The 26,205-nt window shown below is 72.2% G+C and carries 24 protein-coding genes; 10 read left to right on the top strand and 14 right to left on the bottom strand.

Annotation, left to right across the window (positions count from 1 at the left end; translation table 11 throughout):
- Positions 1-53 precede the first annotated feature (53 nt).
- From LO772_RS04980 to LO772_RS04965, 4 genes are all read left to right on the top strand, one after another.
- On the top strand, positions 54-1,319 hold the full coding sequence (locus LO772_RS04980; protein WP_231777131.1) for a hypothetical protein: 1,266 nt from the start codon (positions 54-56) through the stop codon (positions 1,317-1,319).
- Between the two features lie 75 nt (positions 1,320-1,394).
- Positions 1,395-2,351: a glutamate ABC transporter substrate-binding protein gene (locus LO772_RS04975; protein WP_231777130.1), complete on the top strand. Its 957-nt coding sequence runs from the start codon at positions 1,395-1,397 to the stop codon at positions 2,349-2,351.
- Between the two features lie 605 nt (positions 2,352-2,956).
- The gene (fusA, locus tag LO772_RS04970) at positions 2,957-5,080 is read left to right on the top strand and encodes an elongation factor G (protein ID WP_231777129.1); all 2,124 of its coding nucleotides are present in this window, start codon (positions 2,957-2,959) and stop codon (positions 5,078-5,080) included.
- 135 nt (positions 5,081-5,215) lie between these two features.
- A complete protein-coding gene (locus LO772_RS04965; RefSeq protein WP_231777128.1) occupies positions 5,216-5,752 on the top strand; it encodes a GNAT family N-acetyltransferase in 537 nt (178 codons plus the stop codon).
- A 3-nt stretch (positions 5,753-5,755) separates the two neighbouring features.
- On the opposite strand, the gene LO772_RS04960 is transcribed toward LO772_RS04965, so the two are convergent.
- Positions 5,756-7,414: a CYTH and CHAD domain-containing protein gene (locus LO772_RS04960; RefSeq protein WP_231777127.1), complete on the bottom strand. Its 1,659-nt coding sequence runs from the start codon at positions 7,412-7,414 to the stop codon at positions 5,756-5,758.
- Between the two features lie 136 nt (positions 7,415-7,550).
- Between LO772_RS04960 and LO772_RS04955 the strand changes: the two genes are divergently transcribed.
- Genes LO772_RS04955 through LO772_RS04945 form a run of 3 tightly spaced genes read left to right on the top strand, consistent with a single transcriptional unit; the run spans position 7,551 to position 8,695 of the window.
- Positions 7,551-8,021 (top strand): hypothetical protein, encoded by a 471-nt coding sequence (locus LO772_RS04955; protein ID WP_231777126.1) that lies wholly within the window; start codon positions 7,551-7,553, stop codon positions 8,019-8,021.
- Positions 8,022-8,047: 26 nt separating this feature from the next.
- Complete coding sequence (locus LO772_RS04950) at positions 8,048-8,359, top strand: hypothetical protein (RefSeq protein ID WP_231777125.1); 312 nt, start codon at positions 8,048-8,050, stop codon at positions 8,357-8,359.
- A gap of 9 nt (positions 8,360-8,368) precedes the next feature.
- Positions 8,369-8,695, top strand: a complete 327-nt coding sequence (locus LO772_RS04945; RefSeq protein WP_231777124.1) for a DUF4288 domain-containing protein — start codon at positions 8,369-8,371, stop codon at positions 8,693-8,695.
- Between the two features lie 74 nt (positions 8,696-8,769).
- Here the strand turns inward: LO772_RS04945 and LO772_RS04940 are convergent, their stop codons facing one another.
- The 10 genes from LO772_RS04940 to LO772_RS04895 form a co-directional block, all read right to left on the bottom strand.
- Positions 8,770-9,777 (bottom strand): sugar ABC transporter substrate-binding protein, encoded by a 1,008-nt coding sequence (locus tag LO772_RS04940; RefSeq protein WP_231777123.1) that lies wholly within the window; start codon positions 9,775-9,777, stop codon positions 8,770-8,772.
- A 115-nt stretch (positions 9,778-9,892) separates the two neighbouring features.
- On the bottom strand, positions 9,893-10,987 hold the full coding sequence (locus LO772_RS04935) for an ABC transporter permease (RefSeq protein WP_231777122.1): 1,095 nt from the start codon (positions 10,985-10,987) through the stop codon (positions 9,893-9,895).
- Positions 10,988-11,289: 302 nt separating this feature from the next.
- A complete protein-coding gene (locus LO772_RS04930) occupies positions 11,290-12,816 on the bottom strand; it encodes a sugar ABC transporter ATP-binding protein (RefSeq protein ID WP_231777121.1) in 1,527 nt (508 codons plus the stop codon).
- Positions 12,817-13,009: 193 nt separating this feature from the next.
- Positions 13,010-14,242 (bottom strand): NAD(P)/FAD-dependent oxidoreductase, encoded by a 1,233-nt coding sequence (locus tag LO772_RS04925; RefSeq protein WP_231777120.1) that lies wholly within the window; start codon positions 14,240-14,242, stop codon positions 13,010-13,012.
- A gap of 294 nt (positions 14,243-14,536) precedes the next feature.
- Complete coding sequence (locus LO772_RS04920; protein ID WP_231777119.1) at positions 14,537-15,274, bottom strand: IclR family transcriptional regulator; 738 nt, start codon at positions 15,272-15,274, stop codon at positions 14,537-14,539.
- A gap of 338 nt (positions 15,275-15,612) precedes the next feature.
- Positions 15,613-16,191 (bottom strand): aromatic-ring-hydroxylating dioxygenase subunit beta, encoded by a 579-nt coding sequence (locus LO772_RS04915; protein ID WP_231777118.1) that lies wholly within the window; start codon positions 16,189-16,191, stop codon positions 15,613-15,615.
- A 31-nt stretch (positions 16,192-16,222) separates the two neighbouring features.
- Positions 16,223-17,563 (bottom strand): aromatic ring-hydroxylating dioxygenase subunit alpha, encoded by a 1,341-nt coding sequence (locus LO772_RS04910; RefSeq protein WP_231777117.1) that lies wholly within the window; start codon positions 17,561-17,563, stop codon positions 16,223-16,225.
- A gap of 27 nt (positions 17,564-17,590) precedes the next feature.
- Positions 17,591-18,529, bottom strand: a complete 939-nt coding sequence (locus tag LO772_RS04905) for an alpha/beta fold hydrolase (RefSeq protein WP_231777116.1) — start codon at positions 18,527-18,529, stop codon at positions 17,591-17,593.
- Between the two features lie 144 nt (positions 18,530-18,673).
- Complete coding sequence (locus tag LO772_RS04900) at positions 18,674-19,027, bottom strand: bifunctional 3-phenylpropionate/cinnamic acid dioxygenase ferredoxin subunit (RefSeq protein ID WP_231777115.1); 354 nt, start codon at positions 19,025-19,027, stop codon at positions 18,674-18,676.
- Positions 19,024-19,914 (bottom strand): alpha/beta fold hydrolase, encoded by an 891-nt coding sequence (locus LO772_RS04895; RefSeq protein WP_231777114.1) that lies wholly within the window; start codon positions 19,912-19,914, stop codon positions 19,024-19,026. Before LO772_RS04895 ends, LO772_RS04900 begins: the two co-directional genes overlap by 4 nt.
- A 322-nt stretch (positions 19,915-20,236) precedes the next feature.
- On the opposite strand from LO772_RS04895, the gene LO772_RS04890 reads away from it, so the two are divergent.
- Complete coding sequence (locus LO772_RS04890; protein ID WP_231777113.1) at positions 20,237-21,649, top strand: DHA2 family efflux MFS transporter permease subunit; 1,413 nt, start codon at positions 20,237-20,239, stop codon at positions 21,647-21,649.
- Positions 21,650-21,704: 55 nt separating this feature from the next.
- On the opposite strand, the gene LO772_RS04885 is transcribed toward LO772_RS04890, so the two are convergent.
- Both LO772_RS04885 and LO772_RS04880 read right to left on the bottom strand, forming a co-directional pair.
- Positions 21,705-22,025, bottom strand: coding sequence for a GNAT family N-acetyltransferase (locus LO772_RS04885; RefSeq protein WP_231777112.1), 321 nt, complete (start codon positions 22,023-22,025; stop codon positions 21,705-21,707).
- A 78-nt stretch (positions 22,026-22,103) separates the two neighbouring features.
- Positions 22,104-22,583, bottom strand: a complete 480-nt coding sequence (locus LO772_RS04880; protein WP_231777111.1) for a hypothetical protein — start codon at positions 22,581-22,583, stop codon at positions 22,104-22,106.
- A gap of 285 nt (positions 22,584-22,868) precedes the next feature.
- Between LO772_RS04880 and LO772_RS04875 the strand changes: the two genes are divergently transcribed.
- The gene (locus LO772_RS04875; protein ID WP_231777110.1) at positions 22,869-23,822 is read left to right on the top strand and encodes a GlxA family transcriptional regulator; all 954 of its coding nucleotides are present in this window, start codon (positions 22,869-22,871) and stop codon (positions 23,820-23,822) included.
- A 176-nt stretch (positions 23,823-23,998) separates the two neighbouring features.
- Positions 23,999-24,727, top strand: coding sequence for a fused DSP-PTPase phosphatase/NAD kinase-like protein (locus tag LO772_RS04870; protein WP_231777109.1), 729 nt, complete (start codon positions 23,999-24,001; stop codon positions 24,725-24,727).
- A gap of 26 nt (positions 24,728-24,753) precedes the next feature.
- On the opposite strand, the gene LO772_RS04865 is transcribed toward LO772_RS04870, so the two are convergent.
- A complete protein-coding gene (locus LO772_RS04865) occupies positions 24,754-26,076 on the bottom strand; it encodes a hypothetical protein (RefSeq protein ID WP_231777108.1) in 1,323 nt (440 codons plus the stop codon).
- Positions 26,077-26,205: the final 129 nt, after the last annotated feature.

The raw sequence follows: 26,205 nt of genomic DNA, 5'->3' as shown, positions 1-26,205 counted from the left end.
CGGACAGGCCTCCGCGACCCGCCCGAGGGCGCCTCGCGCGGCTGCGGTACGACATGGCGACGTCCCCCGGCCGCCTGCGTACCGCCGTCGTCGCCCTGTGTGTCCTGGTCCTCGCCTTCGGGGTGACGGCCGCGTGGCAGGCGAACGCCAGGGCCCGGGCCGCCGACCGGCTGATGTCCGACAGCGGCCCGCTGAGCCAGGACGCCGCCGAGATCTACCGCTCGCTCGCCGACGCGGACACCACCGCCGCGGGCGGGTTCCTGCTCGCCGCGAACGAACCCGCCGCCATACGCGAGCGCTACGAGAAGGACCTCACCACGGCGGGCGACCTGCTCACCCGGGCCGCCGCCCGGGCCGATGAGTCGTCCGAGGCCCAGCACTGGATCGCCTCCCTCAACAAAGGCCTGCCCGTGTACGCGGGGCTGGTCGAGGCGGCACGTGCCAACAACCGGCAGGGGTTCCCGCTCGGCGGGGCGTACCTGCGCTACGCGTCCGACTACATGCAGAACACCCTGCTGCCGGACGCCGAGCTCCTGGTGGACTCCGAATCACGGCGCCTCGCCGACGACTTCGACGACGCCGAGGCCTATCCGTGGGCCGCGGCGGGGTTGGGGGCCGTCGCCCTGGCCGCGCTGGTCGTCTGCCAGGTGAAGCTGTACCGGCGGACGCACCGGGTGTTCAACCTCGGGCTCGTCGGCGCCACCGCCGCGGTGCTGGCGACCGGGGTGTGGCTCGTCGTCGGCTTCGGCGGCGCGGCCTCGTCCCTCGGCGACAGCCGGACGCGCGGCGCCGAACCGCTGCGGGTGCTCAACCAGGCGCGGTTCGACGCGCTGCAGGCCCACGCGGCCGAGAACCTGAACCTGGTCGCGCGCGGGGCGAGCAGCGCGTACACCAAGACGTGGGACAAGGAGGCCGCGTCGCTGGCCGGGACCCCCGGACAGCCGGGCCAGTTCGAGCAGGCCGAGGACAAGGCCCCCGCGTCCGCCGCGGCCCTGGTGGCCGATGCCCGCGGGCGGTTCGCGGACTGGCGCGCCCGGCACGACGCCGCCGCCGCGAAGGACACGGAGGGCGACTACAGCGCCGCACTCGCCCAGACGATCAGCGCGGACCCGAACGGCGACACCGCCGACGCCGCGTACGCCGAGATGGACGCGCTGCTGTCCGACGCCGCGCTCATCGAGCAGCGCGAGTTCGCCTCCGCCGCGAAAGGCGTCGACGACGATCTGCGGCTGCTCGCCCTCGGCGCGCTGGTCCTGATGGTTCCGGCGCTGTACGGCGCGGTGCGCGGCATCGGGCCGCGCCTGGCCGAATACCGATGACCGTACGGGCGGTTCGGGTGTGACGCGTGCGGGCGACGCACGCGTGCGGGACGCGATGACTGTGGGAGGGGCGGCATGATGGTGCGGACGACAGGGGCACGGCTCGCGACGGGTGCGCTCGCGCTCGCCACGATGCTGGTCGGAGCCGGGTGTTCGCAGGGCACGGACGACGCGTCGCGCCCCGCCGTCGTCGCGGAGCCGGGTGCGGCTGCCGCGCCCGCCGACGACACCGGCGACGCCTCGGACGAGTCGTGCGACATGACCAGCCTGCCGCCGCGCCAGGACGCCAAGGGCGAGACCATCAAGCGGATCCGCGCGGCCGGGACGCTCGTGGTCGGCATCGACCAGAACAGCTACAACTGGGGCTACCGCGACCCGCTGACCGGCCGGATCGAGGGCTTCGACATCGACCTGGCCCGGGCCATAGCCGCGTCGATCCTCGGTGACCCGAACAAGATCACCCTCAAGGCCGTGCCGACCGCGCGGCGCATGGACGCGGTGAACTCCGGCGAGGTCGACATGATCGTGCGCACGATGACGATAACGTGCGAACGCATGCAGCAAGTGGCCTTCTCCGCACCGTACTTCAACGTCAGCCAGTCGCTGATCGTGCCGCTGTCCACCGAGGTCGCGACGGTCGCCGAGGGCGTCCGGGGCAAGCGCGTGTGCGCTGCCGACAACTCGGGCTCGGACAAGTGGCTCGCGACCGGGGACCACGGGCTCGCCGGAACGCGCATCGTGGAGAACCAGCTCGACTGCCTGGTGCTGATGCAGCTCGGCGAGATCGACGCGACCCTCGCCGACACCACGCTCGCGTACGCGCAGGTCGCCCAGGACCGCACGGTGAAGATCGCGGGCGAGAGCATAGTGCCGGGCGTCATGGGCGTGGCGATGCACAAGGAGAGCCCCGACCTGGTGGCGTGGGTCAACAAGGTGATCGCGGACTTCCGTGCGAGCGGGGGGTGGGAGGCGGCGTACCAGGCGCGGCTGGCCGCCACGATGGGCGCCGACTCGAGGCCGTACCGGCCCTGACCGTGCCCTGACCGTACCGGCCCTGACCGTGCCGCTGCCGGGGCATACCGCGGTTCGCGCGGCGTGCCGGGGCCGTGCGTCTCGACGAAAACCCCGTGACGTCCGGGGAGTTGTGATCTACGGTGGGCGCATGGACGCCACACGCATGCGTGAATTCGGAGGGTGCCGCATCGGCGGCGGCCGTCCGGGCTGCGTGCGTCCGACGGCGAACAGGGAGCCCTGGAAGGGCCGTTGGCCCGATCGGGCCGGGTCGCCGCGCGGCTGATTCCGCCGCATTCGCGCGGAGTCCGCGTCGCATGCCCCGCGCTGCGCCGGCACCGTGCCGGGCCGTTCCGCCGCTTTCCGCGTACCGGCCCGCGTCGACCCGAAGGCCTTGAGGCCGTCCAGCAGAACGCCGTGGCGAGACAGCCGCCGTGCCCGTCGGGCGACGGCGGCACCGAGCCGTGACGCGGCGAACTCCCGTACATCCCTTGATCCGTCACTTCCGGGTGCGCCCGTGATCCGCCGTGCGCGCGGCGTCGTGAGGTCCGGCGACGCCCGCTCGCGCGGTCGGTTCGCCGCGCGCCCGGGGGACTTGGCGGGACCCGAACAGAAAGCGAACCGCCGTGACCACCACCACGCGCAACCCGGCCACCGTCCGCAACATCGGCATCATGGCGCACATCGACGCCGGCAAGACCACCACGACCGAGCGGATCCTGTTCTACACGGGCTCGTCGCACAAGATCGGCGAGGTGCACGACGGCACGGCCACGATGGACTGGATGCTCCAGGAGCGGCTGCGCGGCATCACGATCACCTCCGCGGCGACCACGTGCCGTTGGGCGGTCGACGGCGTCGACCACGCCATCACCATCATCGATACGCCCGGCCACGTCGATTTCACCGTCGAAGTCGAACGCTGTCTCCGGGTGCTCGACGGTGCCGTCGCGGTGTTCGACGCGGTCGCCGGGGTCGAGCCGCAGTCGGAGACGGTGTGGCGGCAGGCCGACCGCTACCACGTGCCGAGGATCTGCTTCGTCAACAAACTCGACCGGGCCGGCGCGGACTTCTTCCGCTGCGTCGAGACGATCCGCGAACACCTGGGCGCGACACCGCTCGTCGTCCAGATCCCGATCGGTGCGGAGGCCGGCTTCGGCGGTGTCGTCGATCTGGTCGGCATGCGTGCTCTCGTGTGGTCGGCGGACGCGAGGCTCGGCGAGGCGTACGACGTCGTCGAGATCCCCGTGGCGCTGCGCGACGACGCCGCCGCGTGGCGGACGCGGCTGGTCGAAACCGTGGCCGACCACGACGACGAGCTTCTGGAGGCGTACCTCGCGGGAGAACACCCCACCGAGGCACGCCTGCACGCCGCGATCCGCCGCGTCACCGTGGCCTCCGGCACCGGCGACGGCCCGACCCTCACCCCCGTGGTGTGCGGAACAGCCTTCAAGAACAAAGGAGTTCAACCACTGCTCGACGCGATTGTGCGCTACCTGCCGGCGCCCGTCGACATCGCGGCGGTCGAAGGCCACGCCGTCGACGGCTCGGCCGCCACCGTCGTGCGCGGCCCGTCCGACGACGAGCCTTTCGCCGCCCTGGCGTTCAAGGTCGCCGTCCAGGAACACCTGGGCAAGCTCACGTTCGTCCGCGTGTACTCCGGCCGCCTCACGGCGGGCGACCAGATCCGCAACACGGTGACGGACCGCCGGGAACGCGTCGCGCGGATCCACCGCATGCACGCGGACAAGCGCGAGGAGGTCGCGGTGGCCGTCGCGGGCGACATCGTCGCGGTGCAGGGCCTGCGGCACACCGCCACGGGCGAGACGCTCTGCGATCCCGCGCACCCGGTCGTGCTGGCCGCGATGGAGTTCCCGACCCCGGTGATCGAGGTGGCGATCGAACCGGTCACCAAGGCCGACCAGGACAAACTGACCACCGCCATCGGGCGGTTGGCCGAGGAGGACCCGTCGTTCCACGTCGCGACCGACCGCGAGACCGGCCAGACCGTGATCTCCGGCATGGGCGAACTGCACCTGGAGGTGCTGGTCGACCGCATGCGCGAGGAGTTCGGCGTGGCCGCGACGGTCGGCAGGCCGAGGGTGGCCTACCGCGAGACGCTGCGCGGCACGGTGGCCCGCCACGACCACACGTACCGCAAGCAGAACGGCGGCAAGGGCCAGTACGCCAGGATCCGGATCGCCCTCGAACCCCTGGAAGGAGAGCACTACGAGTTCGTCAACAAGGTCACCGGCGGGCGGATCCCGCGCGAGTTCGTCCCGGCCGTGGACGAGGGCTGCCAGTCCGCGATGGACCAAGGCGTACTCGCCGGGTACCCGCTCACCGGCGTCCGCGTCACGCTCCTCGACGGCGACCACCACGAAGTCGACTCCTCCGAGACGGCGTTCGCGATCGCGGGCGCCGCGGCGTTCCGCGAGGCGGCCCGCCGGGCGGAGCCGGTGCTGCTGGAACCGGTGATGGCCGTCGAGGTCACCACCCCGGAGGAGCACTTGGGCGACGTGATCGGCGACCTGAACGCCCGGCGCGGCCACGTCCGTTCGGTCGCCGACCGGTCGGGCGTCAAGATCGTCGCGGCCGGCGTCCCGCTCGCGGAGATGTTCGGTTACGTCGGCGACCTGCGCAGCCGGACGTCGGGCCGGGCGAGCTTCGTGATGCGCTTCGACACGTACGCCCCGGTGCCGCGGCAGATCGCCGCGCGTCTCCTCGGCGGCCCGGCCGCGGCCCGCTGACCGGGAGTCCGTGCGGAGCGGGAGGCCGTTGTGCTGTCCTGGCACCCTCGCAGGACGGCACAACGGCCGCCCCGCGCCGCGGTGTTCACACCGCGGCGCGGGGCGCACACGATCTCGACGAGGCGGGGAGCGACCGTGATCACCTGGCGACGGGTCACCGAGGACGACTTTCCGCTGCTGCGCGCATGGCTGAGCCGACCCCATGTCGCGCGGTGGTGGAACCACGAGACGACCGCCGAGGCGGTCGCCCGGGATTTCGGGCCGGCGGCTCGGGGCGAGGAGCCGTCCGAGGACCTGCTCGTGCACCTCGACGGCGTACCCGTGGCGCTGGTGCAGCGCTGCCGCATCGCCGACTACCCGGAGTACGTCGAGGAGCTGGCGCCGGCCGTGGAGGTACCGGAGGGAGCGGTGAGCATCGACTACCTCATCGGCGACCCCGACCGGACGGGGCGCGGGCTGGGGACGCGGATCATCCGCGCGATCGTCGCGGCGACCTGGACGGACCACCCCGACGCGTCGGCGGTCATCGTCCCCGTGCACGCGGACAACACCGCGTCCCGGCGTGCCCTGGAGAAGGCGGGGCTGCGGTGGATCGCGGACGCGGACATGGAGCCGGACAATCCCGCCGACGACCGGCGGCACGTGGTGCACCGCATCGACCGCCCGCGCTGACCGTCAGCAAATCCGGGCCGCGCGGGGAGACTTCAGGCGCTTCCAGAGCCGCGGAAGCTCCTGCTCCGAGCGGGCCGCCGCGCGCTGCTCGGCGGCGAAGAGCAGCCCGTACGCGAAGGTGTCGGCTCCCGCCCGGTGTTCCCCGGCGGCGGTGCGTGCCAGGGCGGAGCGGGCGACCACGGCGTCCTGGTGTTCGCCCAGCACGCGCTGAACGCGCTTGGTCCGCCGGACGAACCGCCGCGCGGAGCGGCCGGCGACCGGGGCCGCGGTCTCCGCCGCGTAGCGCAGCCGCTTGGCGGCCTTGCGCGCCTCGTGGAGCGCCCGGTCGCGCTCCGGGCCGGGGGCCGCCGACCGGGCCGTGCGCAGCCGGGCCGCGAGGCGGCGGTGGTCGCGTTCGACGACGCGGCGCACTTCGCGCGGGGCCTTCCGGGCCGCTCGGGGGCGCAGCGGTGGATCGGCGGCCATGGCCTCCAGCGCCGTCACCAGCCGGAAGTAGCGCCGAGAGTCCAACTGCCGGGCGGCATGGGTGTGTTCGTGCCGGTACGCGGCGGACTCGGCGTCGCGCATGTGGGCGCCCGCGCGGGCGACCGCCGACGACACCGCCGGAAGGCCGTCCAGGTCGTGTGCCGCGGCGAGTTCGTCGGTGCGGGACGCGAAGCGGTCCGCCAGCACCTCGTGGTCGCGGGCGTTGCCCAAAACCCCGCCGAGCCACTTGAGTTCGGTGACGACCGGGTCGACCACCCGGTGCTCGAACAGCGGGCGGTACGAGCGCAGCAGGCTGCGCAGCCGCCGTGTGGCCACCCGCATGTCGTGCACGGCCTCGTCGTCGTCCAGGCGTACCCGGGGGTCGGCGGCGACCAGGGCCGCGACCTGCTCGGCGAGGCGTGCGTGCACGACCGCGCCGGCGGTGCCCGGGCGCGGGGCGCGTTCGCGCCGCCGCTCGGCCGCGGCGGCGCGGCGGCGCCCGTCCGCGCTGGTCGCGAAGACGTGCGCGGTCTTGGAGGAGCTGGCCGAGCGCCGCCAGCCCTCCCGGGACAGCTGCTTCTCGACGGCGTCGAGCAACGATGGTTTGCCCGCGGGCTGTTCGGACTCCAGCTCGACTTCCAGTTCGGACCACGCGACGATCCGGCCCGGGGCGGACGGACGCCGTTTTCCCTTGCTCCCCTTGCCCCCTTTGCCGCCCTTGCCGCCGCGGCGGGTTCGGCGCCCGTCCGGTCCGTGCAGGATCTCCGCCGACACGTGGTCGTGGGCGATCTCGGCGACGGCCTTGCCCCGGGCGTCGACCAGGTGCTCGCGTTCCCGCCGCGTCCGCATGCGCAGCACCGGCACCAGCGGCTCGCCTCGGGCAAGTGCCTTGACGCGTGTCAGGAGTTCGTCCGGGACCGCGTCGTCGCGGCCGACCGGGAGCCGCAGTTCCTCGCGGCTGTCGCCGCCCGCGGGACGTTTCAGGTGCCATCCGGCGTCGTGGCCGCCCGTGCGGCGCCGCAGTGTCGCGCCGTGGGCCAGCAGCCGCAGGTCCGGGGTGTCGTAGTACACCGCGTCCAGTTCCTCGTCGGCGGCCGGGACGACGCCGGCCACCCCGGGCAGCCCGCCGGGGTCGAGCCGGGTGTCCGCGGCACCGCCCTCGTACTTGCGTTCCGTCTCGATGTGTATGGCAGCCATAGGACAGGGCTGCCCGCGAATGGCGCCGCCATGCACCCGTGAGGCACGCGAAGGAGTCGGTCGGTCGCGGGAAGTACGCGTGCTGCTACTGTCTGTGCGCGTTCGTTTCGTTGTTTTTCCCGGAAAGGCAATCCGTATGCGGCATTTCCTCCGCGCCGGTGTCCTCGCCCTCACCTCGGCCCTCGCCGCGGTGACCGCCACGACCGGCGCGGCCATGGCGGCCTCGCCGAGCGCGCCCGGCGCGCCGAGCGAGGTCCAGGTCAGGGCCGACTGCCGCAGCGACGGCACCGCGTTCGGCGACAAGCTCCTCCCGGGGCACTGCCTCCGCAACGGCGGCTACCGCCTCGAAATGCAGTACGACGGCAACCTCGTCCTCTACTCGGGTTCGCGCGCGTGTTGGGCCAGCGGCACCGACGGCACGGACGGTGTGTACGCCGAGTACTCGGGCGACTGGCAGATCGACTCGCCGTTCATGACGCTCGAATCGCCGTTCGGCGAACTGCGGAAGTGGCGCGGCAAGTACACCGGCCTGCACAAGACAGGCGACGTCAGCCTCAACAACAAGGGCGAAGTGTGGATCGCCTACGGCAAGTTCGTGAACTGCTGAGTCGGCTCCGGACGAAGGGACCCACCATGCCGCGACTTTTCGCCCGAGGCCTCCTCGCCGCAGCCCTGGCCGTCGGCGCGCTGACCGGCGCCCCCGCCGTCTCGCACGCGGCGCAGCCCGCGGCGCCCGCCGGGATCTCGGTCCGCGGCGCCTGCGACGCGGGCGACAACCTCGGCGAGATCGCCAACAACTTCATCTCGCGGTGCCGCAAGGCGTCGATCCGCCAGGTGTTCCCCGGCGAGCACTACGGCGACACTCTCGGCGAGATCCGCGACTGCCGCACCAAGTCGTGCAAGACCGCCTGGAAGCTCTTGAACGACGGCCGCTTCAAGAAGTAGTCCGGAGCCATGCGCCACTACATCGCCGTCATCCTCGCCGAAGCCACTTCGTCCGCACCGGGGTTCGTCCCGCTCTACCAGGAGTCGTTCGTGCTCCTGCTGGCCGCCTCGCCGAACGAGGCGCGTGCCAAGGCCGAGGAGCACGGTCGGGGCGTGGAGACGACGTACCGGAACGCGGCGGGTGAGCCCGTGACGTGGTCGCTGAAGCACGTGGTGGACGTCGCCGAGGTCCCGGCCCCCGGCCTCGGTGACGGCGCCGACCTGTACGCCCGGCACTTCCGCGACTACGCCGCGTACCGCGCGTTCGAGCCGCTGCTGTCCGGCGACGGGCTCTGAGGAAACCGCGGCGCGGGGCGAACCCCGGTGGGAGAAACCGGGGTTCGCCCCGCGCGACGCCGTCTCCCGGGCGCCTACTCGCTGGTGAACTTCAGGGTCTCGAACGTGATCGTGCGCTGTGCGGGCTCGATGTACTCCTTGACGGACTCCGCGTCGACGAACGTCGACTCCAGGACCATGCGCGTGGGGGCGTCCCCGGCCTGGAGCGCCTGGGCCATCTTGATCAGCAGCCAGCCGAATTCGGTGTTGTTCGGGTCCCACGTGCCGGTCAGGCGGCCCTCGCGCACGGCCTGGACGGCGTCGGCGTCGCCGTTGGCGCCCGTGATGAGGATGCCGTCCGACGTCCCGTCCGAGACCTTCTTGCCGCCGGCGGTGACGGCCGCGGAGGCGCCCAGGGCCGACGTGTCGTTGTAGGAGAAGATCGCGTCGACGTCCGGGTGCTTGGTCAGCAGGTCCGCGGTGAGCTTCTGCCCGCCGGCCGAGTCGTCGGTGGTGTTGGACACGTGGGCGATGACGGTGAGCCCGGCCTTCTCCGCCGCCTCGGTGAAGCACTTGATGTTGTTGTCGATGGACGGGACGCCGTCGAGCCCGATCGTGAGCACCGACCCGCCGGGACGCGCCTTCGCGAACAGCGCCGCGGTCCGCTCGGCGGGACCGCCCGGGGTACACCGCTGCATCGAGTACCACACGGAGTGCTCGATGCCGCTGTCGTCGGAGTTGACGCCGACGAGCGGGATCCCGCGCGACTTCACCTGGTCGTAGATGCCCGCGGTGGCGCCGGGGTCGAGCGTCCAACTGCCGATGACGTCGTGCTTCTTCTGGATCATCGTCTGCATGTTGGTGACCTGCTTGGACGACGACAGGTTGGAGTCGTAGACGGTCACCTTCCCGCCCATCGTCGCGACGGCGTCCTTCATGCCCTTGGTCATCTGCTGTTGGCCGGTCTGCGCGGCCACCGGCGCGGCGTAGCCGAGGTCGAGTCCGCCGCCGGACGAACCCGAGTCCGAGTCGCTTCCGCACGCCGCGAGGGCGAAGAGGAGAACGGTGGTTCCCGCGGCGGTCAGTCTTCTTCCGAGTTTCACTTTTCCTCCAGGGTGGAGCGAGCCGCGGGACGGCTTGCCGGTCGGCGTCGAGCCGGTGCCCGACACCGCGCGGACGAGGGGGAGCAACGGGGGTGTGAGCGGGTGTTGCGGGGCGTCAGGCGGGGTCGGCCGATCGTGCGCGCCGGAGAGGGAGGGGGCGCCGGAACCAGCCCCGGTCGCGGGCCGTGCCGGTGGCGACCGCGAGAATGAGGATGAGGCCGTTCACGGTGCCCTGCCAGAACGCCGAAACCTCGCTCAGCGTCAGGCCGTTCGACACCACGCCGAGGAACGCGACACCGATCACGGTGCCCAGGACGCCGCCTTCACCGCCACTGAACGCCGTACCCCCGATGAGCACCGCGGCGATGACGGTGAGCAGCATCGTCGGGTCGACGGACGGCGCCGCCCCCGTCAGGCGGCCCACCTGGATGAGCCCGGCGAGGCCCGCCGTCAACCCCGCGACGCCGTACGTCGCGAGCACCACGCGGTCGATGTTCACCCCGTTGATCCGCGCCGCCTCGGGGTTCGAGCCGACCGCGAACAGGGCGCGCCCGAACGACGTGTAGCGCAGGACGGCTCCGGCGGCGAGTACCAGCAGCACGTCGAAGACCATGATGTACGGGACGCCGGCCACGTCGTCGTTGACGAACCGGTACAGCGGGCGGAAGCCGTCCTGCGAGAACACGCTGATCGTGGCCCCGTCGTTCACCACCAGCGAGAAGCTGGACCAGATCGACAGCCCGCCGAGCGTGACGACCAGGAACGAGATCTTCAGGCGGCTGATGAGCAGCCCATTGACCAGCCCCAGCGCGATCCCGAAGACGAGCGGCGCGAGGATGGCGACGGGCGCCGGGAGCCCTTCGCGCAGCGCGACGCCGAGCATCATGCCGCACGCGGCCGTGGCCGCCGCCGCGGACATGTCGATGCCGCCGGAGATGATGACGAACGTCGCGCCGATCGCGAGGACCAGGACCACGCTGTTGCTCGCGACGATGTTGGTGATGTTGCCCCACGTCAGGAAGACCGACTGGGTGGCGCCGAGGTAGACGCACACGACGACCAGGGCCGTGACGACACCGGTGTAGCGGCCGAGGGACGGAAGGCGCCGGCGGCGGGGCGGCCGGGGCTCGGTCAGGACGGCGAATCCGCCGGTCGAGGTCCCGTCGGTGTTGTCGGTGTCGTGGGCGTCGTCGAGGTCGATGGTGGGCACGTCGATTCACCTCCGCAGGGGTGAGGCCGCCGGCGGTGCGCGGCGGAACGGTGGATGGGGCGGAACGCCCGGGAGGGCCGGCGCAGGGGTGGAACCGGCGCGTGGTGCAAGAGAGTTCATGGGTGGCGGACGGGGCACCGCGAGGGACGGGGGCCGCCGGGGAGGCGGGCCTCCGCACCGGGGAGTTCGTCGGGGTCCACGCCGACCGCGCGACCGAGGCCCCGCGTCACCGAGACCGTCTCGGGAACGTCGGCCGCGCCGAACGCCCCGGGGAACAGGGTGTGTTCGCCGCGGCCCGCGCGTCAGGCGGCGAGACTCGGCACCCGCCCGGACACCGCCACGCTCGCCACGGTCTCCTCGTCGAGACCCGCGACGTCGAAGTGTCCGTGCACCTCGCCGTGGTGGTAGACCATGATCTCGTCGGCCAGTCCCAGCAGTTCGGGAAGCTCGGACGAGATGATGACGAACGCGGCTCCCTGGGACGCGAGTTCCTGGATGAGCCGGTAGATCGCGCTCTTCGCGCCGACGTCCACGCCGCGCGTCGGCTCACAGAGCACGTAGACGTCGCAGCCGCGCGCGAACAGCCGTCCCAGGATGACCTTTTGCTGGTTCCCGCCGGAGAGCGTGGAGATCCGTACGCCGCTGTGTGCCGCGACCACGCCGTACCGGTCCATGCTCGCCTCGACGCGCCGGCGTTCCTCGCGCACCCGCCGGACGCCGTACGCGCTCAGGTCGTCCATCCAGGCGAGCGCGAAGTTCTCCGCGACGCTGCGGCCGGGCAGGATGCACTGGCCCTTGCGGTCGTCGGGGACGAACCCGATGCCGCCCGCGAGCGCCGCCCTCGGGTTCGCGACGCTGACCCGGGTGCCGCCGACCAGGACGTCGCCGCGCGACGCGAGGACGCCGCCGAGAGCCAGCCCGAGTTCGGTCTTGCCCGACCCCACCAGACCGGCGACGCCGAGGACGCGCCCGCGCCGCACGGTGAACGACGTGCGGCCCAACCGCCCGTCGGTGCTGGTGAGATCGCGGACCTCGAGCGCCACCTCGCCGGCGACCGCCTCGCGGCTGCCGTAGTAGTCCTCCAGGTCGCGGCCGACCATGAGCCGCACCAACTCGGGTTCGGGGGTCTCCGGGAGCGGCACGGTCGCGACCGGTTCGCCGTCGCGGAGTACGGTCGCCCTGCTCGCGGACCGGTACAGCTCCGGCATGCGGTGGCTGATCATGAGCACCGCGACGCCCCGGCGCCGCTGTTCCTCGACGACCTCCAGGAGGCGGGCCGTCGCGGCCTCGGACAGCGAGCTGGTCGCCTCGTCCAGGATCAGCAGCCGGGCGTCGGTCGACAGCGCCCGCGCGATCTCGACCTCCTGGCGCAGTTCGATGCTGAGGGTCGAGACGGTCGCGCGCTCGTCGACGTGGACGTGCAGGTCGTCCAGCACGGCCCGGGCGTCGCGCCGCAGTTTGCGCCAGTCGACGGCCCCGAACCGCGTGCGCGGCAGGCGCCCGAGGTAGATGTTCTCCGCGACGCTGAGGCTGGTGGCCAGCGTCAGTTCCTGGCTGATCGAGACGATGCCCAGCCGCAGCGCGGCGGCGGGGTTCGGGATGGCGACGGGTGCGCCGTCCAGCAGGATCGTCCCGGCGTCGGCCTGGTGCACCCCGCCGATGATCTTGGACAGGGTCGACTTGCCTGACCCGTTCTCGCCGGTCAGGGCGTGGACCTCACCCGCCGCGAGATCCAGCGAGACGTTATGCAACGCCCGGACGCCGGGAAAGGACTTGCTGATTCCCGCCACCTGGAGAAAGGGCGTTGCGGGCTCTTTCCGCAGTGCCACGACACTCATTTGCACTCACATCCCGGTGCTCGAAGGCGGATTTCCGAGTGGATTCGCATCGAAATCCCGACCGTGGTTCCGACGGCTCTTCGCCGGACGTTCTCGATCCTGTCGATCCGTGCGGGACGCCACGGCGCGGTGTTCCGGTGAGTGGATCGTTTGTCCCAGTCGTTTCACGCCGGAAACAGCGCATTCACACAGACCGGGCCACGGCACGCGCCAGCCGGCGCAAATCCACCGATTCGTCCTCGAGTTCGGCGGCACCGACGGGGACGGCGTACTCGATCAGCTCCATGCCGGCGCGCACGTCCCGGCCGCGGTTGACCGCCAGCACACCCGTCACGCGGCCCCGCGTGAGGTGGAAGGCCGCGAAGCGCCGCGCGCCCGCGTCGCCCCGGAACGCGACCTGGTCGAACCGGCTCAACGAGCCCGCCACCTGGATGTTCATGTCGAACTGGTCGCTCCAGAACCACGGCGGCCGGCGCGTCGGCACCGGCAGGCCCAGCATCGCCGCCGCCGCGACCTCGGCCTGCTCCCGCGCGTTTTGGTACGACTCCAGGCGCACGCGGCCGTCCTGCCACCACGCGGGCTGCACGGTCGCGTCGCCCGCCGCGAACACCGCGGGATTCGACGTGCGCGCCGACGCGTCGACGACGATGCCGTCGTCCACCGCGAGGCCCAGCCCGCGCGCGAGTTCCGTCCGGGGCTCCAGACCCACGCCGACGACGACGCAGTCCGCGGGCAGGACCGTCCCGTCCGCCAACTCCACGCCGCGGACGCGGGCGCGTCCCAGGATCGCCCGGACGCCCACCCCCGCGCCGACGCGCACCCCCCGGTCGATGTGCTGTTCGGCGACGAACGCCCCCCACGTCGGGCCGAGCCCGCGCGCGAGGGGCACGCTCGCCGCCTCCACCACCGTGACCCGGCACCCGAGGGTGTGCGCGGTGGCGGCGACTTCGAGGCCGATGAAGCCCGCGCCGACCACGACGACGTTCTCCGCGGCGGCCAGGGCGGGCCCGAGGGCGGTGGCGTGCCCGATGTCGCGCAGCCGGAAGACCCCCGCGAGGTCGGTGCCCTCGACCGGCAGCGGCCGATTGCGCCCTCCCGTGGCCAACAGGACCTTGTCGGCGGCGAACCTCCGGCCGGACTCCAGCTCCACCGACCGGTCGGCCGCCGAGACCGCGACGACGCGTTCCCCGGTGACCAGTTCGACGTCCAAGTCGTCCCACGAAGGGCGCAGCAGCAGGTCCGCCGCGGTGGCCTGGCCGGTGAGGAACCGCTTGGACAGCGGCGGGCGTTCGTACGGCGCGTGCTCCTCGGCGCCGACCAGCACGACGCGCCCGTCGAAGCCGCCGGCACGCAGCGCCTCCGCCGCGCGCCCTCCGGCGAGGCTGGCGCCGACGATGGCGAAGACAGGTTTCTCCACACTGCTCTCCCTGGGGTGGTGAGGGGACGCGACGCGCGGTGCTCGCGCCCCACGGGTCGGGGCGGACACGCCCCGCCGCCGGATCGCCGCGCCGGGCGCGACGCCGCACGGGCCGGGTCGGTCGGTGGTGATGGCGTGCGCCTCGACGAGGGGTTGCGCGGCGCGGGTCGCGCGGGTCGGTCACGGCATGGGCGCGGCGGTGCGTGGCCGGGGGCCGCCGCACGGGGCGCTCGGGTGTGGGGTGTGGCGGGCCGCCCGGGCGCCCGCGTCGGGCGCGGCGTGCCGCCTCCGCCGTCATCCCGCGCGGTTCAGTCGGCCCGCGATGCGCCCCGCCTGGATCTTCATGGCCTTCTCCAACTCGGGGACGCGCGGCGCCTTCGCGCCCAGGCCCACGGACAGCGCGCCGACCACCGCTCCGGAGGGGGCCAGGATCGGCACGGCCATCGCGACGCAGTCCATGCGGATCTCGTTGCGCGTCCAGGCCACGCCCGTACGGCGGATCTCGGCGAGTTCGCGCGCCAGCCGCTCCGTGCCGCTCAGCGTGAACGGCGTCATCGCGACGAGCGGCTGCGCCACGACCGCGTCGAAGACGTGCGGCGGGCTGAACGCGAGGATGGCCTTGCCCGCCGACGTGCAGTGCACGGGCGCCCGGGTGCCCACGCCCATCCAGTAGTTCGCGGGATCCTGCCCGGCCGCGTAGATCTTCTCGACACAGCGGACCGTCGTCGGGTCCTGGAGTACCGAGAGCGATGTGGCGAGCCGGAACGTCGCGAAAAGTTCGGCGACGTACGGGTGCGCGATGGCGCGCAGGGACCCGGACGACGGCACCATCTCGGCGAGTTCGGACAGGTGTCGGCCGAGGACGAAGGCGTTCTCCTCACGCGAGCGCGACACCACGCCCCACGCGACGAGTTCCCCGCACAGGCGGTGCACGGTGCTTTTCGATATTCCCGTCTCGCGGGAAAGCGCGGTCAATCCCAAAGGGCCGCGGGCGGCCAGCGCCTCGATGATGCAGCGGACCTTTTCGATCACCGAATCGCCCCCGGACGCCGGGGTGTCCGGGGACGGTTCCGGCCGGGACCGGGGGACGCGTACGGATTTCCCGCGTGCCGTGGTCCCGGCGGGTTGCGCGATTTCCCGGTCCGATGTCGTCGTACTGATTCCCGATGCGGTCGCGTACATCACTGGCCTCCGCTGTGCTTTCCCGCCGACCGCTCACACGATCGATTACCGGCCGGGCCCGGCCATGATCGTCGAATCCGTACATGTCGCTTTTGTTTCGCCGCGATGCCGTCCTTGTCAACGTCCGGGCGCCGCCGCGGAGGCGGCGCCCGGAGGGAGGCTGTTCCTCTTGGATGACCGGGCGGGGCTCAGAAGAAGATGCTGAGGTTCTTCGACAGCACGACGTTCTGGTCCAGCAGCACCACGCGGTCGGCGATCCGGAACGACCCCTCCCCGGTGGGCCGCAGCCGGTCGAACCGCTCGCCCGCCCACAGGTCGACCTCGGCCTCCAGCCGGTTGCGGTAGCAGATGAACGCCGAACGGACGTCGTACGCTCCCGGCTCGGCCCCGCTCGGCCGGACCCGGACGTTCGAGACCACGTGGCGGCTGCGCGACGGCGGGTCCTCCGCCCAGTGCGTCCCGGATTCGCGCTGCCGCACGCGGAGGTCGAGCGTCTCCTTCGTGTCGTCGAAGTGCGCCATCTCGATGCCCCGGGAGGCGACTTCGTCCTCGAAGCGCTGGCGGCGCAGCCGGTTGCGGCGTACGGGGACGCGGTAGTGCGCGTCGTCGGTGAACAGGTGCCACCAGTCGCGGTACTTCCATTCGTCGAGCAACTGCGCCTCGTGGTACAGGAATTGCTCGATCGCGAACTGGAGGACCACATCCACGGCCGGTACGCCGGGCGGTGCCGCGTCCGTCGTCGGCGCCGGTGCGATGTGCGTTGTCACGCGTGTCTCCTCGATCTGCTCGGTCCGGTGCTCACCGGGTGCCCGCGGGGGACGTGTCGGCTCGATCCGCCGCGTCCACGGGCTCGCCCGACTCGCGCACGGCGTCGACGTGCGGCCACTTCTCGGTGGTCATGAACTCCAACCAGCGGCGGTAGAACGTCCGTTGCGGGCCCTCGCCGTAATAGGTCGCGTTGAACGAGCCGGGGTGTACCGGGTGGTCGTCCACCTCGTGGCCCAGGCCCATCTGGTAGTTCCAGCTCATCTGCCGTGTCTGGTGGCCCTGCGCGAGCATCTGGCCCATGAGATCCCAGTTCTCGCCGTCGTCGACCTCGACCGTCCCGGCGGCGCCCTCGGTCAGCGTCGCGGAGAGCTGCTGCGCCTTCTTGACGTGGTCGGGCGCGTCCTTGTCCACCACGGTGAACGACCAGATCTCGAACGTGTTCGGGCCCTTGGGGTGCCACACCCGCAGGTTCGCCGACGCGGGCAGGCCGGACATGTTCGGGAAGACGGTGAAGTTGCCCAGCATGTTGGAGCGTTCGGGGCCGAGGCGGTCCTCGACGACCGCGTTGCGGCGCGCGTTGTACTCGCCGAGCGGGTCGTCGTCGAAGCGGGTGACCCGCCCGGTCACGAACGAGTGCCCGTGTCCGAGCCGGGAGGCGAACTGCCCGCCGGGCGGCATGCCGCCCCACATGCCCTCGCCGACGAGGCCGAGCGACGAACTGTGCGTCACCGCCGCGTGGTAGCCGTCGCCCGCGAACTGCTCCGCGGCGATCTTCCAGTTGCCGTGGATCGTCCACTTGACGCAGCCGGGCAGCACCTCGATACCGCCGGGGACGTGGTCGACCCACGTGTCGATGTAGTAGGTCATGTCGCCGAGGTAGTCGAGCAGCGGCGGCGCGGACGGGTCGAACGTCGCGAAGATCAGGCCCTTGTAGGAGTCGATCTGCGCGACCTGGACGAGTCCCCACCGCGACCGGTCCAGCTCGCCGTGGTAGGCGTCGGCGGCGTTCGGCACGCTCACCAGGTTGCCGGCGATGTCGTACGTCCAACCGTGGTAGGTGCACATGAAATTCCTGGCGTTGCCGTCCTCGGCGCGGCACACCTTCATACCGCGGTGCCGGCACGCGTTCAGGTACGCCTTGACGCTGCCGTCCTTCTGCCGGGCGACGATGACCGGGTCCCCGCCCATGTAGGTGTTGAAGAAGTCGCCGGGCTTGGGGATCATGCTGTCGTGGGCGAGGAACAGCCAGGCGCGGCCGAAGAGTTGCCTCAGTTCCTCGCGGTAGATCTTCTCGTCGATGAAGATCTCCGGGCTGATGAGCCCGTTCCTCCAGTCGACTTTGCCGTGCAGTTCCGCGGCGTCGAAGGCCATGGGATTCGCTCCTCCGGTCGGGGTGGGTCAGGCGTTCGCGGTGGGGGAGTCGAGGAACGCCTTGACGACGGCGGTGAAGTCGGCCGGCCGTTCCTCCTCCATGTGGTGGGCCGCGTCGTCCATGAGGTAGACGTCGGCGTACGGGACGGTCTGCGACAGCAGCACGGGGTAGGCCGGGGTGACGAAGATGTCCTGCTTGCCGAACAGGAACAGCACGCGGGCCCGGACGCGGCGCAGCTTGTCCTCCAGGTCCTCCGGCTCGCCCCAGGCCTCGGGGTGTTCGCCGATCAGCCGCTGGCCCTCGGAAAGGCTGTACAGGTACCGCAGTTCGATCCGGTCCTCGGGGATGAGGCTGCCGTCCCACCATTCGAGGCGGGCCATGATCGGGGTGAGTTTCGCCCGGCTCGGGCCCGCGCCGGCGTAGTAGTCCGCCCACGCCGACTGCCCTTCCGCGCCCAGGCCTTCGGACAGCGGGCCGCGCCCGCGTTCCATGGGTTCGCTGCCGGTGACCACCATCTTCCGTACGAGGTGCGGGTGGTCGGCGGCCAGTGCGAGGGCGGCCGAACCGCCGATCGAGTTGCAGACGAAGTCGGCGTCGGTGATGCCGAGTGTCTCCAGGGCGGCGGCGATGCGCGCGGCGTGGCCGGTCCAGCGCGGTCCGACGATCGGACGCGCGCCGGAGAAGCCGAAGTTGAGCATGTCGACGAGCAGCACGCGGCGGTCGGCGGCGAACAGCGGGACGGTCGGGGCGAAGTCCGTCCACGCCGTGCATCCGGGGCCGCCGCCGTGCAGGAACACGGTCGGGCGGCCGGTGCCGAGTTCGGCGACCCACAGGGCGTCGTCGCCGGCGGCGACCAGGCGTCCTTCCGGGGCGCCCAACCGGGCTGCCTCGGCGGCGAGTTCGGCGTCGGCGGGGGCGAGGACGGGAGAGCGGCCGGGGGTGGGATCGATGGTGAGCGTGGTCAAGGTGACTCCTCGGTCGCGGGGGCGACGGGACGATGGGGTGCCGGGGCGAGGCGGTGCGCGGCGGCGGGTGCCTGATGCGGGGGTGCCGGGGCGCGGGTGTGTCGGCGGGTCACGGCGCGGGAGTACGCCGGCTGCCCGCGCGCCTCACGCCCGGTTCCGCAGATCGACGTACACGGTTCCCTCGCGCACCGCGACGGGATAGGTGCGCAGCGGGACCGACGCGGGTGCCGTGAGCGCCGCCCCGGTCCGGATGCAGAATCTCGCGAAATGGAATTCGCACTCGACCGTGCCGTCCTCGATATAGCCCTCACCGAGGGACGATTCGGCATGCGTGCAGGTGTCGTCGGTCGCGAAGAATCCGTCGTCGATATGGAAGACCGCGACCGGTGGTCGCAGCGGCAGCACGGTCGCGCCGCCCCGCGGAATCGCGTCCGCCGGGCCGACGGCGTGCCAGCCGTCCACGTCGACGTCGGTCATGGTGTGCGTGGCCTCGGTCATCGTTGTCCCTTCTCGGCGCCGCGTACGAATTCCAGGACCAGACGCGCGAATTCCTCGGGGCGTTCCATCGGCGGCCAATGGCCGCAGCGATTGAGGACGACGACATCGGCCTGGGGAAGATGGCTCATGATCATCAGCGCCTGTTCGAAAGGCACCATGCGGTCGTGCCGCCCGTGCACGACGAGGACCGGAACGGTGATCTCGGGAAGCGCCGCGACATTGCTGTGCGGGACGCTGACCGAATGCGCGCCGGCCGCCCAGTGGTCCATGTGCTCGGTACGGAAGGCGAGTATTTCGTCCAGCAGGTCGTCGGTCACCAAATCCCCGTCGAACCACAGCGCGCGCAGCAATTGCCGCAGTTTCCCGCGGTCGTGGGGGTCCGCCTGGCTCGCCTGGTGCAGGTTCCAGACCTCCGACGGGAACGGCGCCAGCAGGTACGGATCCCCGCCGGTCGACGCGTGGCACGCGCCGATGACGAGGCGTTCCACCCGCTCCGGGTGCTGAAGCGCCAGGTCCAGGCACGTCGTCGCCCCCATCGACGTGCCCACGGCGGCCACCCGGTCGAGCCCCAGGTGGTCGAGTACGCGCACCACGGCACGGACGCACACGTCGTGCGCCGGTTCGTGGAACGTGACCGGGCCGGTGTGCCCGTAATTGGTCAGCTCCACCACAATGCAGCGCCGGGACCGGGCGAGGATTTCCAACGCCTCGCGATACAGCAGCCAGGCCGTCGAACCCGGCTGCGGACCGAACGCCGACACCAGCAGCAGGGGTTCCCCGGAACCGATATCCAGGTAATACACCGGCCCTTCCGGGCTTTCCACGACATGCGCCGCTCCTTCGGGCGGCAGCAGGTTCCGGAAAACGGTCGATGCGGATGCGGGCATGGGCTCGGACCTTTCTCCCGGGAACACACGGGCGCGGAAACGCCGTGCTCGGTGCGCCGCGAGGCCTTGTCGCCGCCGCGGTTTCGCGTGCCGGGCCGCCAGACTGCGATGATTCCGGCCCCCGGGCAACCCGTGATTCCGCTGAGCGGAACACCACCTTGACCGGAGTCCGTTACGGTCGCGTTACTTGCTGCCATGATCGGTTCGCACGAGGCAGCAGACGGGCACGGCCATGAATGAGGCGACCGGGAACGCGCCGAAGGCCGTGGGAATTTCCGCGCCCGGGTGTGCCGCCGAGGAGAAACGCGCCGGACGCCGGCGGGTGAATCCGCGTACCGCGGCGGCGACCGCGTACGTGACGAGTCTGCTGATGGCCGCCCTGGACACGCACGTCGTCAACATCATGCTCCCGGCCCTCACCCGGGATTTCGACGCCACACTGCCCTCGGTCCAATGGACGGTCATCGGCTACGTGCTGGCGCTCGCGATCACCATGCCCGCGTCCGCGTGGCTGTCCGGGCGCTGGGGTGTGCGGCGCGTCTTCGTCGCGTCCACGCTGCTCTTCGTCGCCGCGAGCGCGGGCTGTGCCGCCGCCGGCGGGCTCGCCGAACTGATCGTCGCCCGGTTCGCCCAGGGAGCCGCAGGCGGCCTCGTCGCGCCGGTGGCGACCGCGATGCTGTACGCGACCTACCCGCAGGAGGAACGGGCGCGCATGACACGGCTGCTCCTGCTGCCGATCGCGCTCGGACCCGCGCTGGCCCCGCCGTTGGGCGGCCTGCTCGTCGAACACCTTTCGTGGCGCGTGGCGTTCCTGCTCAACGCGCCCATCGGCATCGCCACGGTCGCCCTCGTCCTGCTGGGCCTGCCCCGCGACGCCCCGCGCGACGCCTTCCCGTTCGGCACCGCCGGCTTCGTGACCGCCGGGCTCGGCCTGAGCGGAGCCCTGTTCGTCCTCGGCGAGGCTCCGCGGTACGGCTGGGGGAGCCCGCTCATCGTGGCGACCGCGGCCGGGTCCGCCGTCCTGCTCGGCTGCTTCGTGCGCGTCGAACTGCGGGCCACCACACCGATGTTGGGGCTGCGCCTGTTGTCCGAGCCGCTGTTCCGGCACACGAACACCGCGACCGCGTTCCAGACGGCCGCGTTCCTGGGCGGCCTCCTCTACGTCATGCCGCTGCTGCTCCAGGAACACGGCGGCCGTTCGCCGTTCACCGCGGGCCTCGTCGTCGGCGTGGTCCCGGTCGGCGTCGTGCTGGCCGCGCAGACCGTCGGCCGCCGCTTCGACAGCATCGGCCCCCGGCGCCTGGTGGTCGCGGGCCAACTGTCGCTCGCGGTGGTCCTGGCCGTCCTGTCCGCCGTGCCGGGCGACGCTCCGTTGTGGCTGTTCTGCCTGCTCATGGGGGGTGCGGGCTTCTCCAACGGGATGGGCATGGTCGGGCTGCAGGCGTCGATGTTCGCCCACATCCCGCCCGCGTCGATCAGCCGCGCCGCGACCGTTCTGAACGTCAACCGCCAGGTCGCGACGGCCCTGGGCGTGGGCGTCGCGACCGCGATCCTGACCACCGCCGCCGACGCCTCGATCGGCGCGACGGCCTTCCGCGGCGCGCTCCTCGTCGCCGCGGCGTGCTCCCTCGCGGCGGCCGTCGCGGCGCTGCCGATGCCGGGACTCGCCCGGGCGGCCCCGGCGGCGCCGGGCGAGCACGCCGACCGCGAACCCGTCGGCGGCCTCGGCGCGTAGACAGACTCAGCGGGAAGGCAGGTTCAGCGGGGAGGCAGACTCAGCGCGCCGGGTCTCACAGCCCGAACGTCGCCCGGCGGCTCTCCGGGACCAGGTCCGTGTACTCGGGGTGCTTGCCGATCCAGCCGCGGATGAACGGGCAGTACGGCAGCACCGCGAGCCCGCGCTCGCGCGCCGCGTCCAACGCCGCCTTCGCGAGCACGCCGCCGAGGCCCTGCCCCCCGAACCGCGCGTCGATCTCGGTGTGCGTGAACGCGATCTCGCCGTCCGCCTCGCTCAGGAAGTACTCGGCGAATCCGGCGAGTTCGGTGCCGTCGTCGCCGGCGGTCACCTCGAAACGCGACTTGTCGGGGTTGTCGGTGACGTGCGCGGCCATCGGGCCTCCCAGGTGAACGGTTCCGTCGAACGGTGATCTTCGTGCCGAAGAGTAGCGTCGGGGGGCAAACCGCGTGCGTCATGCCCCCGTCGTCGACCCGGGCCGCACGATCATGAGGATCGTGACGGCCGCCCACAGCAGGTTGAACACCCCCGTCAGCATCGCCAGGCGCACGGTCGCCTCGCGCCCGGGCAGCGGCCCCGCGTCGGTGCGCGGCCCGTACAGCCGTGCCACGATGGCCGATTGGCCGGGCAGGATCAGGCCCCCCAGCACCACGGCCGCGAACGCGGTGAGCATCATCGACACGGTCAGCCACGTGCTGCCCAGGACCCCCATGCTCGCGCCGGTGACGATCCCGAGGATCGGCACCGCGACGCCGACGTACGCGTACACCGTGCAGATTCGGTGCAGTTGACGGACCGTCGACACCGCGCCCGGGTCGGCCGGGTCGGCGAGCGCGCGGCGCGCCTCCTGGGGAAAGCGGCTCGCGGCGACCGTGACCGGGCCGATCGCGACGATCGCGGCGAGGACATGCAGGATCAACAGGAATTTGCTCACGGGGGCCGTTTTCTCGTGACGTGGCGGGAAGCATTCCTGAGGCTAGGAGCGGCTGTTGAGACGCCGGAAGTGGCGAGAGTGACAAGAACCAACGGATTCTCGCCACCCCGTTCGCCACCCCCGGAAACCGTGCGAAGAGAGGGAAAACGGACGCCGAACCGCTCCGGAGCCCGCGTCGGACACGACATCACCGGGTGTTCTCCCAGGTGGGCCACGGTTGGCCCGATTCGGGCACCTTCCGTATTCCCGCCCGAACGGCGCCCGCCGCGCCCTATGCTCGGGCCCATGCACACCGTGGCCGTCCTCGTCCTGGACCAGGTCGTTCCCCTCGATATGTCGGCACCGATCTGGGCCTTCGAACGGGCCCGTCTGCCCGACGGCCGCTCGGCCTACCGCGTCCTGGTGTGCGGCCCGGAGCCCGAGGTGGACGCCGGCACGTTCGTGATGCGCGTGCCGCACGGCCTGGACACGCTCGCCGACGCCGACACGATCGTGATCGCCGGCACCGCCCGCTGCGAGGCGGCGGTGTCCCCCGAGGTGTCGGCGGCCCTGCGCACCGCCGCCGCGCGCGGGACGCGCATCGCCTCGATCTGCATCGGCGCGTTCGTCCTCGCGGCCACCGGCCTGCTGAACGGCCTGCGTGCCACGACGCATTGGATCACCGCCGCCGAACTCGCCGAGCGCTACCCGGAGATCGAGGTCGACCCCGACGTCCTGTACGTCGACAACGGGCAGTTCCTCACCTCGGCGGGCGCGGCGGCCGGGCTCGACCTGTGCCTCCACATGATCCGCCGCGACCACGGGTCCGCGGTCGCCGCCGACGCGGCCAGGCTCTCCGTCGTCCCGCTCGAACGCCAGGGCGGGCAGGCGCAGTTCATCGTGCACGCGCATCCACCGGTGCCCTCCGGCGCGTCGATGGAGCCGCTGCTCGACTGGATGCGCGACAACTGCGGGCGCGAACTGACCCTCGCCGAGATCGCCGCCCGGGCCGGCACCAGCACCCGCACCCTCAACCGCCGCTTCCGCGCGCAGACCGGCACCACGCCGCTCACGTGGCTGCACCGCACCCGCGTCCACCGCGCGCAGTACCTCCTGGAGACCACGACCCACTCCGTCGACCGCATCGCCCTGCAAGCGGGCTTCGGATCCCCCACCGCCTTCCGCGACCGCTTCAAGCGCGTGGTCGGCATCAGCCCGCACGCCTACCGGCGCTCGTTCCGGAGTTCCGTGACGGGGTGAGCGAGCGGCCCGACACGGCGGCGACACCACGGCACATGATCGAAAACGTGGTGTTTGTCATTCCTTCCGCGGTCCGGCTAGCCTGCACGAATCCCCATCGTCGTGGTTCGCGCGACGGTACGCCTGGCTCCCGGTGATTCCTCTTGCCGTCGCTCGAACCGTCTTCGACCGCGCCCTTGAGCCCCACCCCCGCTCCGGCGGCCCCGCCCGTCGACGCCCCCGCGCGCTCGTCCGCGCCCACGCGGGCCCGCACGGCCGCCCGCCGCGGTGGCAAAGTCCTGGGCATCGCCGCGCTGGTGTACGGCGTCAGCTGGCTGTTCGCCTTCCTCGGCATGCTCGGCGCCCACGCCTGGGCGTCGTCGCACACGACCGGCGGCGCGGGGCGCGGCATCGCCGGGATGAACCACGTCAAGCAGGTGGACGACCACGTGTGGCGCGGTTCGGCGCCCGGTGACGAGGGATACCGCGCCCTCGCGTCGATGGGCATCCGCACGGTCGTCGACCTGCGCGCCGAGCACCTGTCGGCCGAGGATCTGGCCCGCCCCGCGCGGGCCGGACTGAACGTGGTCCGCCTCCCCATCCGCGACGGCCAGACCCCGACCCCGGGCCAGGTCGAGAGGTTCCTGGAGACCGTCCGGACCTCCGACGGGCCGGTGTACGTGCACTGCGGCGCGGGCGTCGGACGCACCGGCTCGATGACCGCCGCGTACATGGTCCGCACCGGCGAAGCCGACGCCACCGAGGCGGCGCGGCAGACGCTCGCGGTCGGACCGCCGTCCATCGAGCAGGTCTACTACGTTCTGAGCGCCGGGCACGATTCGAGCGAGCAGCCGCCGCTGCTGATCCGGATCATCAGCCGGGTGCTGGACGCACCGCGCCGCATCAGGTCGTCGCTGGGCATCTGACCGCCGGCCTCCTCGGCGGCGACGGGTCAGAACCCGCCTCCCGCGTCGCCCCAGCCGCCGCCTCCGCCGTCGCCGAAGCCCCCGCCGTCGAAGCCGCCGCCCCAATCCCCGCCGGCGGAGGGGTCGCCGTCGAACGACGGGTCGCCGTACGCGTACGGCGCCATCGCGGCGTGCCCCAAGGCCGTGCCGATCAGCAGGCCCGGCAGGAGCATGCCGCCGTACCAGCCCGCCGCCCACGGCGCGTACGCCGGACCGGCGTCCCAATACGGCCGGCGGCCGAGGGGCGTGTCGACTTCGCGCGCCTCCGGTTCGCGGCCGTCCTCCAGCCGGGCCGCGTCGGCGGCGCACACCGGCACCCCGCGCGGCGCGCCGCCCGGCGGCGCCCACTCCATGTCGCGCACCGAGACGCCGTGCCGGGGATCGAAGAAGCACGGTTGGCGGCGGTGCGGGAGTTTCGCACCGCGCCGCCGCGCGTCCAGGGTGGCGAGGGCGAACCGTCCGTCGTCGAGCGCTTCGCTCACCCCACGGACGTCGTCGGGGCGGCGTGCGGAGCGCATCGCGGTCTTCGCGCGCTCGTAGGAGTCGAGAGCCGTCGACCAGTCGGCGCGCATCGCGTCGCTGCTCTTCGGTGCCCGGGGGTCGAAGGCGGTGTGGTCGAGGGCTTCGCCGTACGCCGTGATGTCCTCGTCCACGGTCGGCCGCACCTGCTCCAGCGCCCGAAGCTCCCCGGCCGCGCGGCGCCGCCGGGTCCGCCGGCGGACCAGCATCGTGCCGCCGAACACCACGACGGCCAGTGCCGCGACCACGGCCGCTCCGACCCAGGTGCCGCTGTCGGAATTGCTGCTGCCGGGCGTGGTGGCGGACGCCCGCGAACCGGCCGCGCCCACCGCGCCGTCGACGAACTGCGTGAACAGACCCGGCCCGTTGCCCTGGTTGTCGGCCAGGCTGTCGCTCTTCAGCGTCGCCAGACGGGACGGCGACATGACGGACGGGTCCGCGGCGGCGTCGAACGAACGGCCCACGGCGACCGCGTACACGCCGGGCACCCCGACCCGGTCGCGAAGCGCGGAGAGGACGGCGGAGCGCGAGCCGGCGGTGGCGAGCGGGGAGTCCGCGGGCACGGCGACCACGAAAACCGGCTTGCCGGACGCGCGGATCGTCGCGCGCAGGGAGTCGGCCGTCGCCGGCGGGAGGACGTCATACGCACCGGGCTCGGTATACACCGGGTCACCGCGCAGATGCGCCGCGATGTCACTGACCCCGGCCGCACGGGCCTTCCCGGCCGTGAACGGCACGAGGACGAGGGCCAAGAGCGCCGCCAGGAACACCGCGAGCACACGCGAGGCCAAAAGAGGAACAAATACTCTCCTCACCCCACGACGCTGCACACCCAGCCCCAGAACAAACCCACCACCGCACCCCACCCACCGTCCGCGGCTCCGTCCTTCGTGTGGATGACCGCGTTGCGTCAGGTGGTG

It is taken from the genome of Yinghuangia sp. ASG 101, from assembly GCF_021165735.1.
Lineage (GTDB): Bacteria > Actinomycetota > Actinomycetes > Streptomycetales > Streptomycetaceae > Yinghuangia.
The sequence above is the reverse complement of the archived record's forward strand: the minus strand, read 5'-3'. Positions and strand labels throughout refer to the sequence as shown.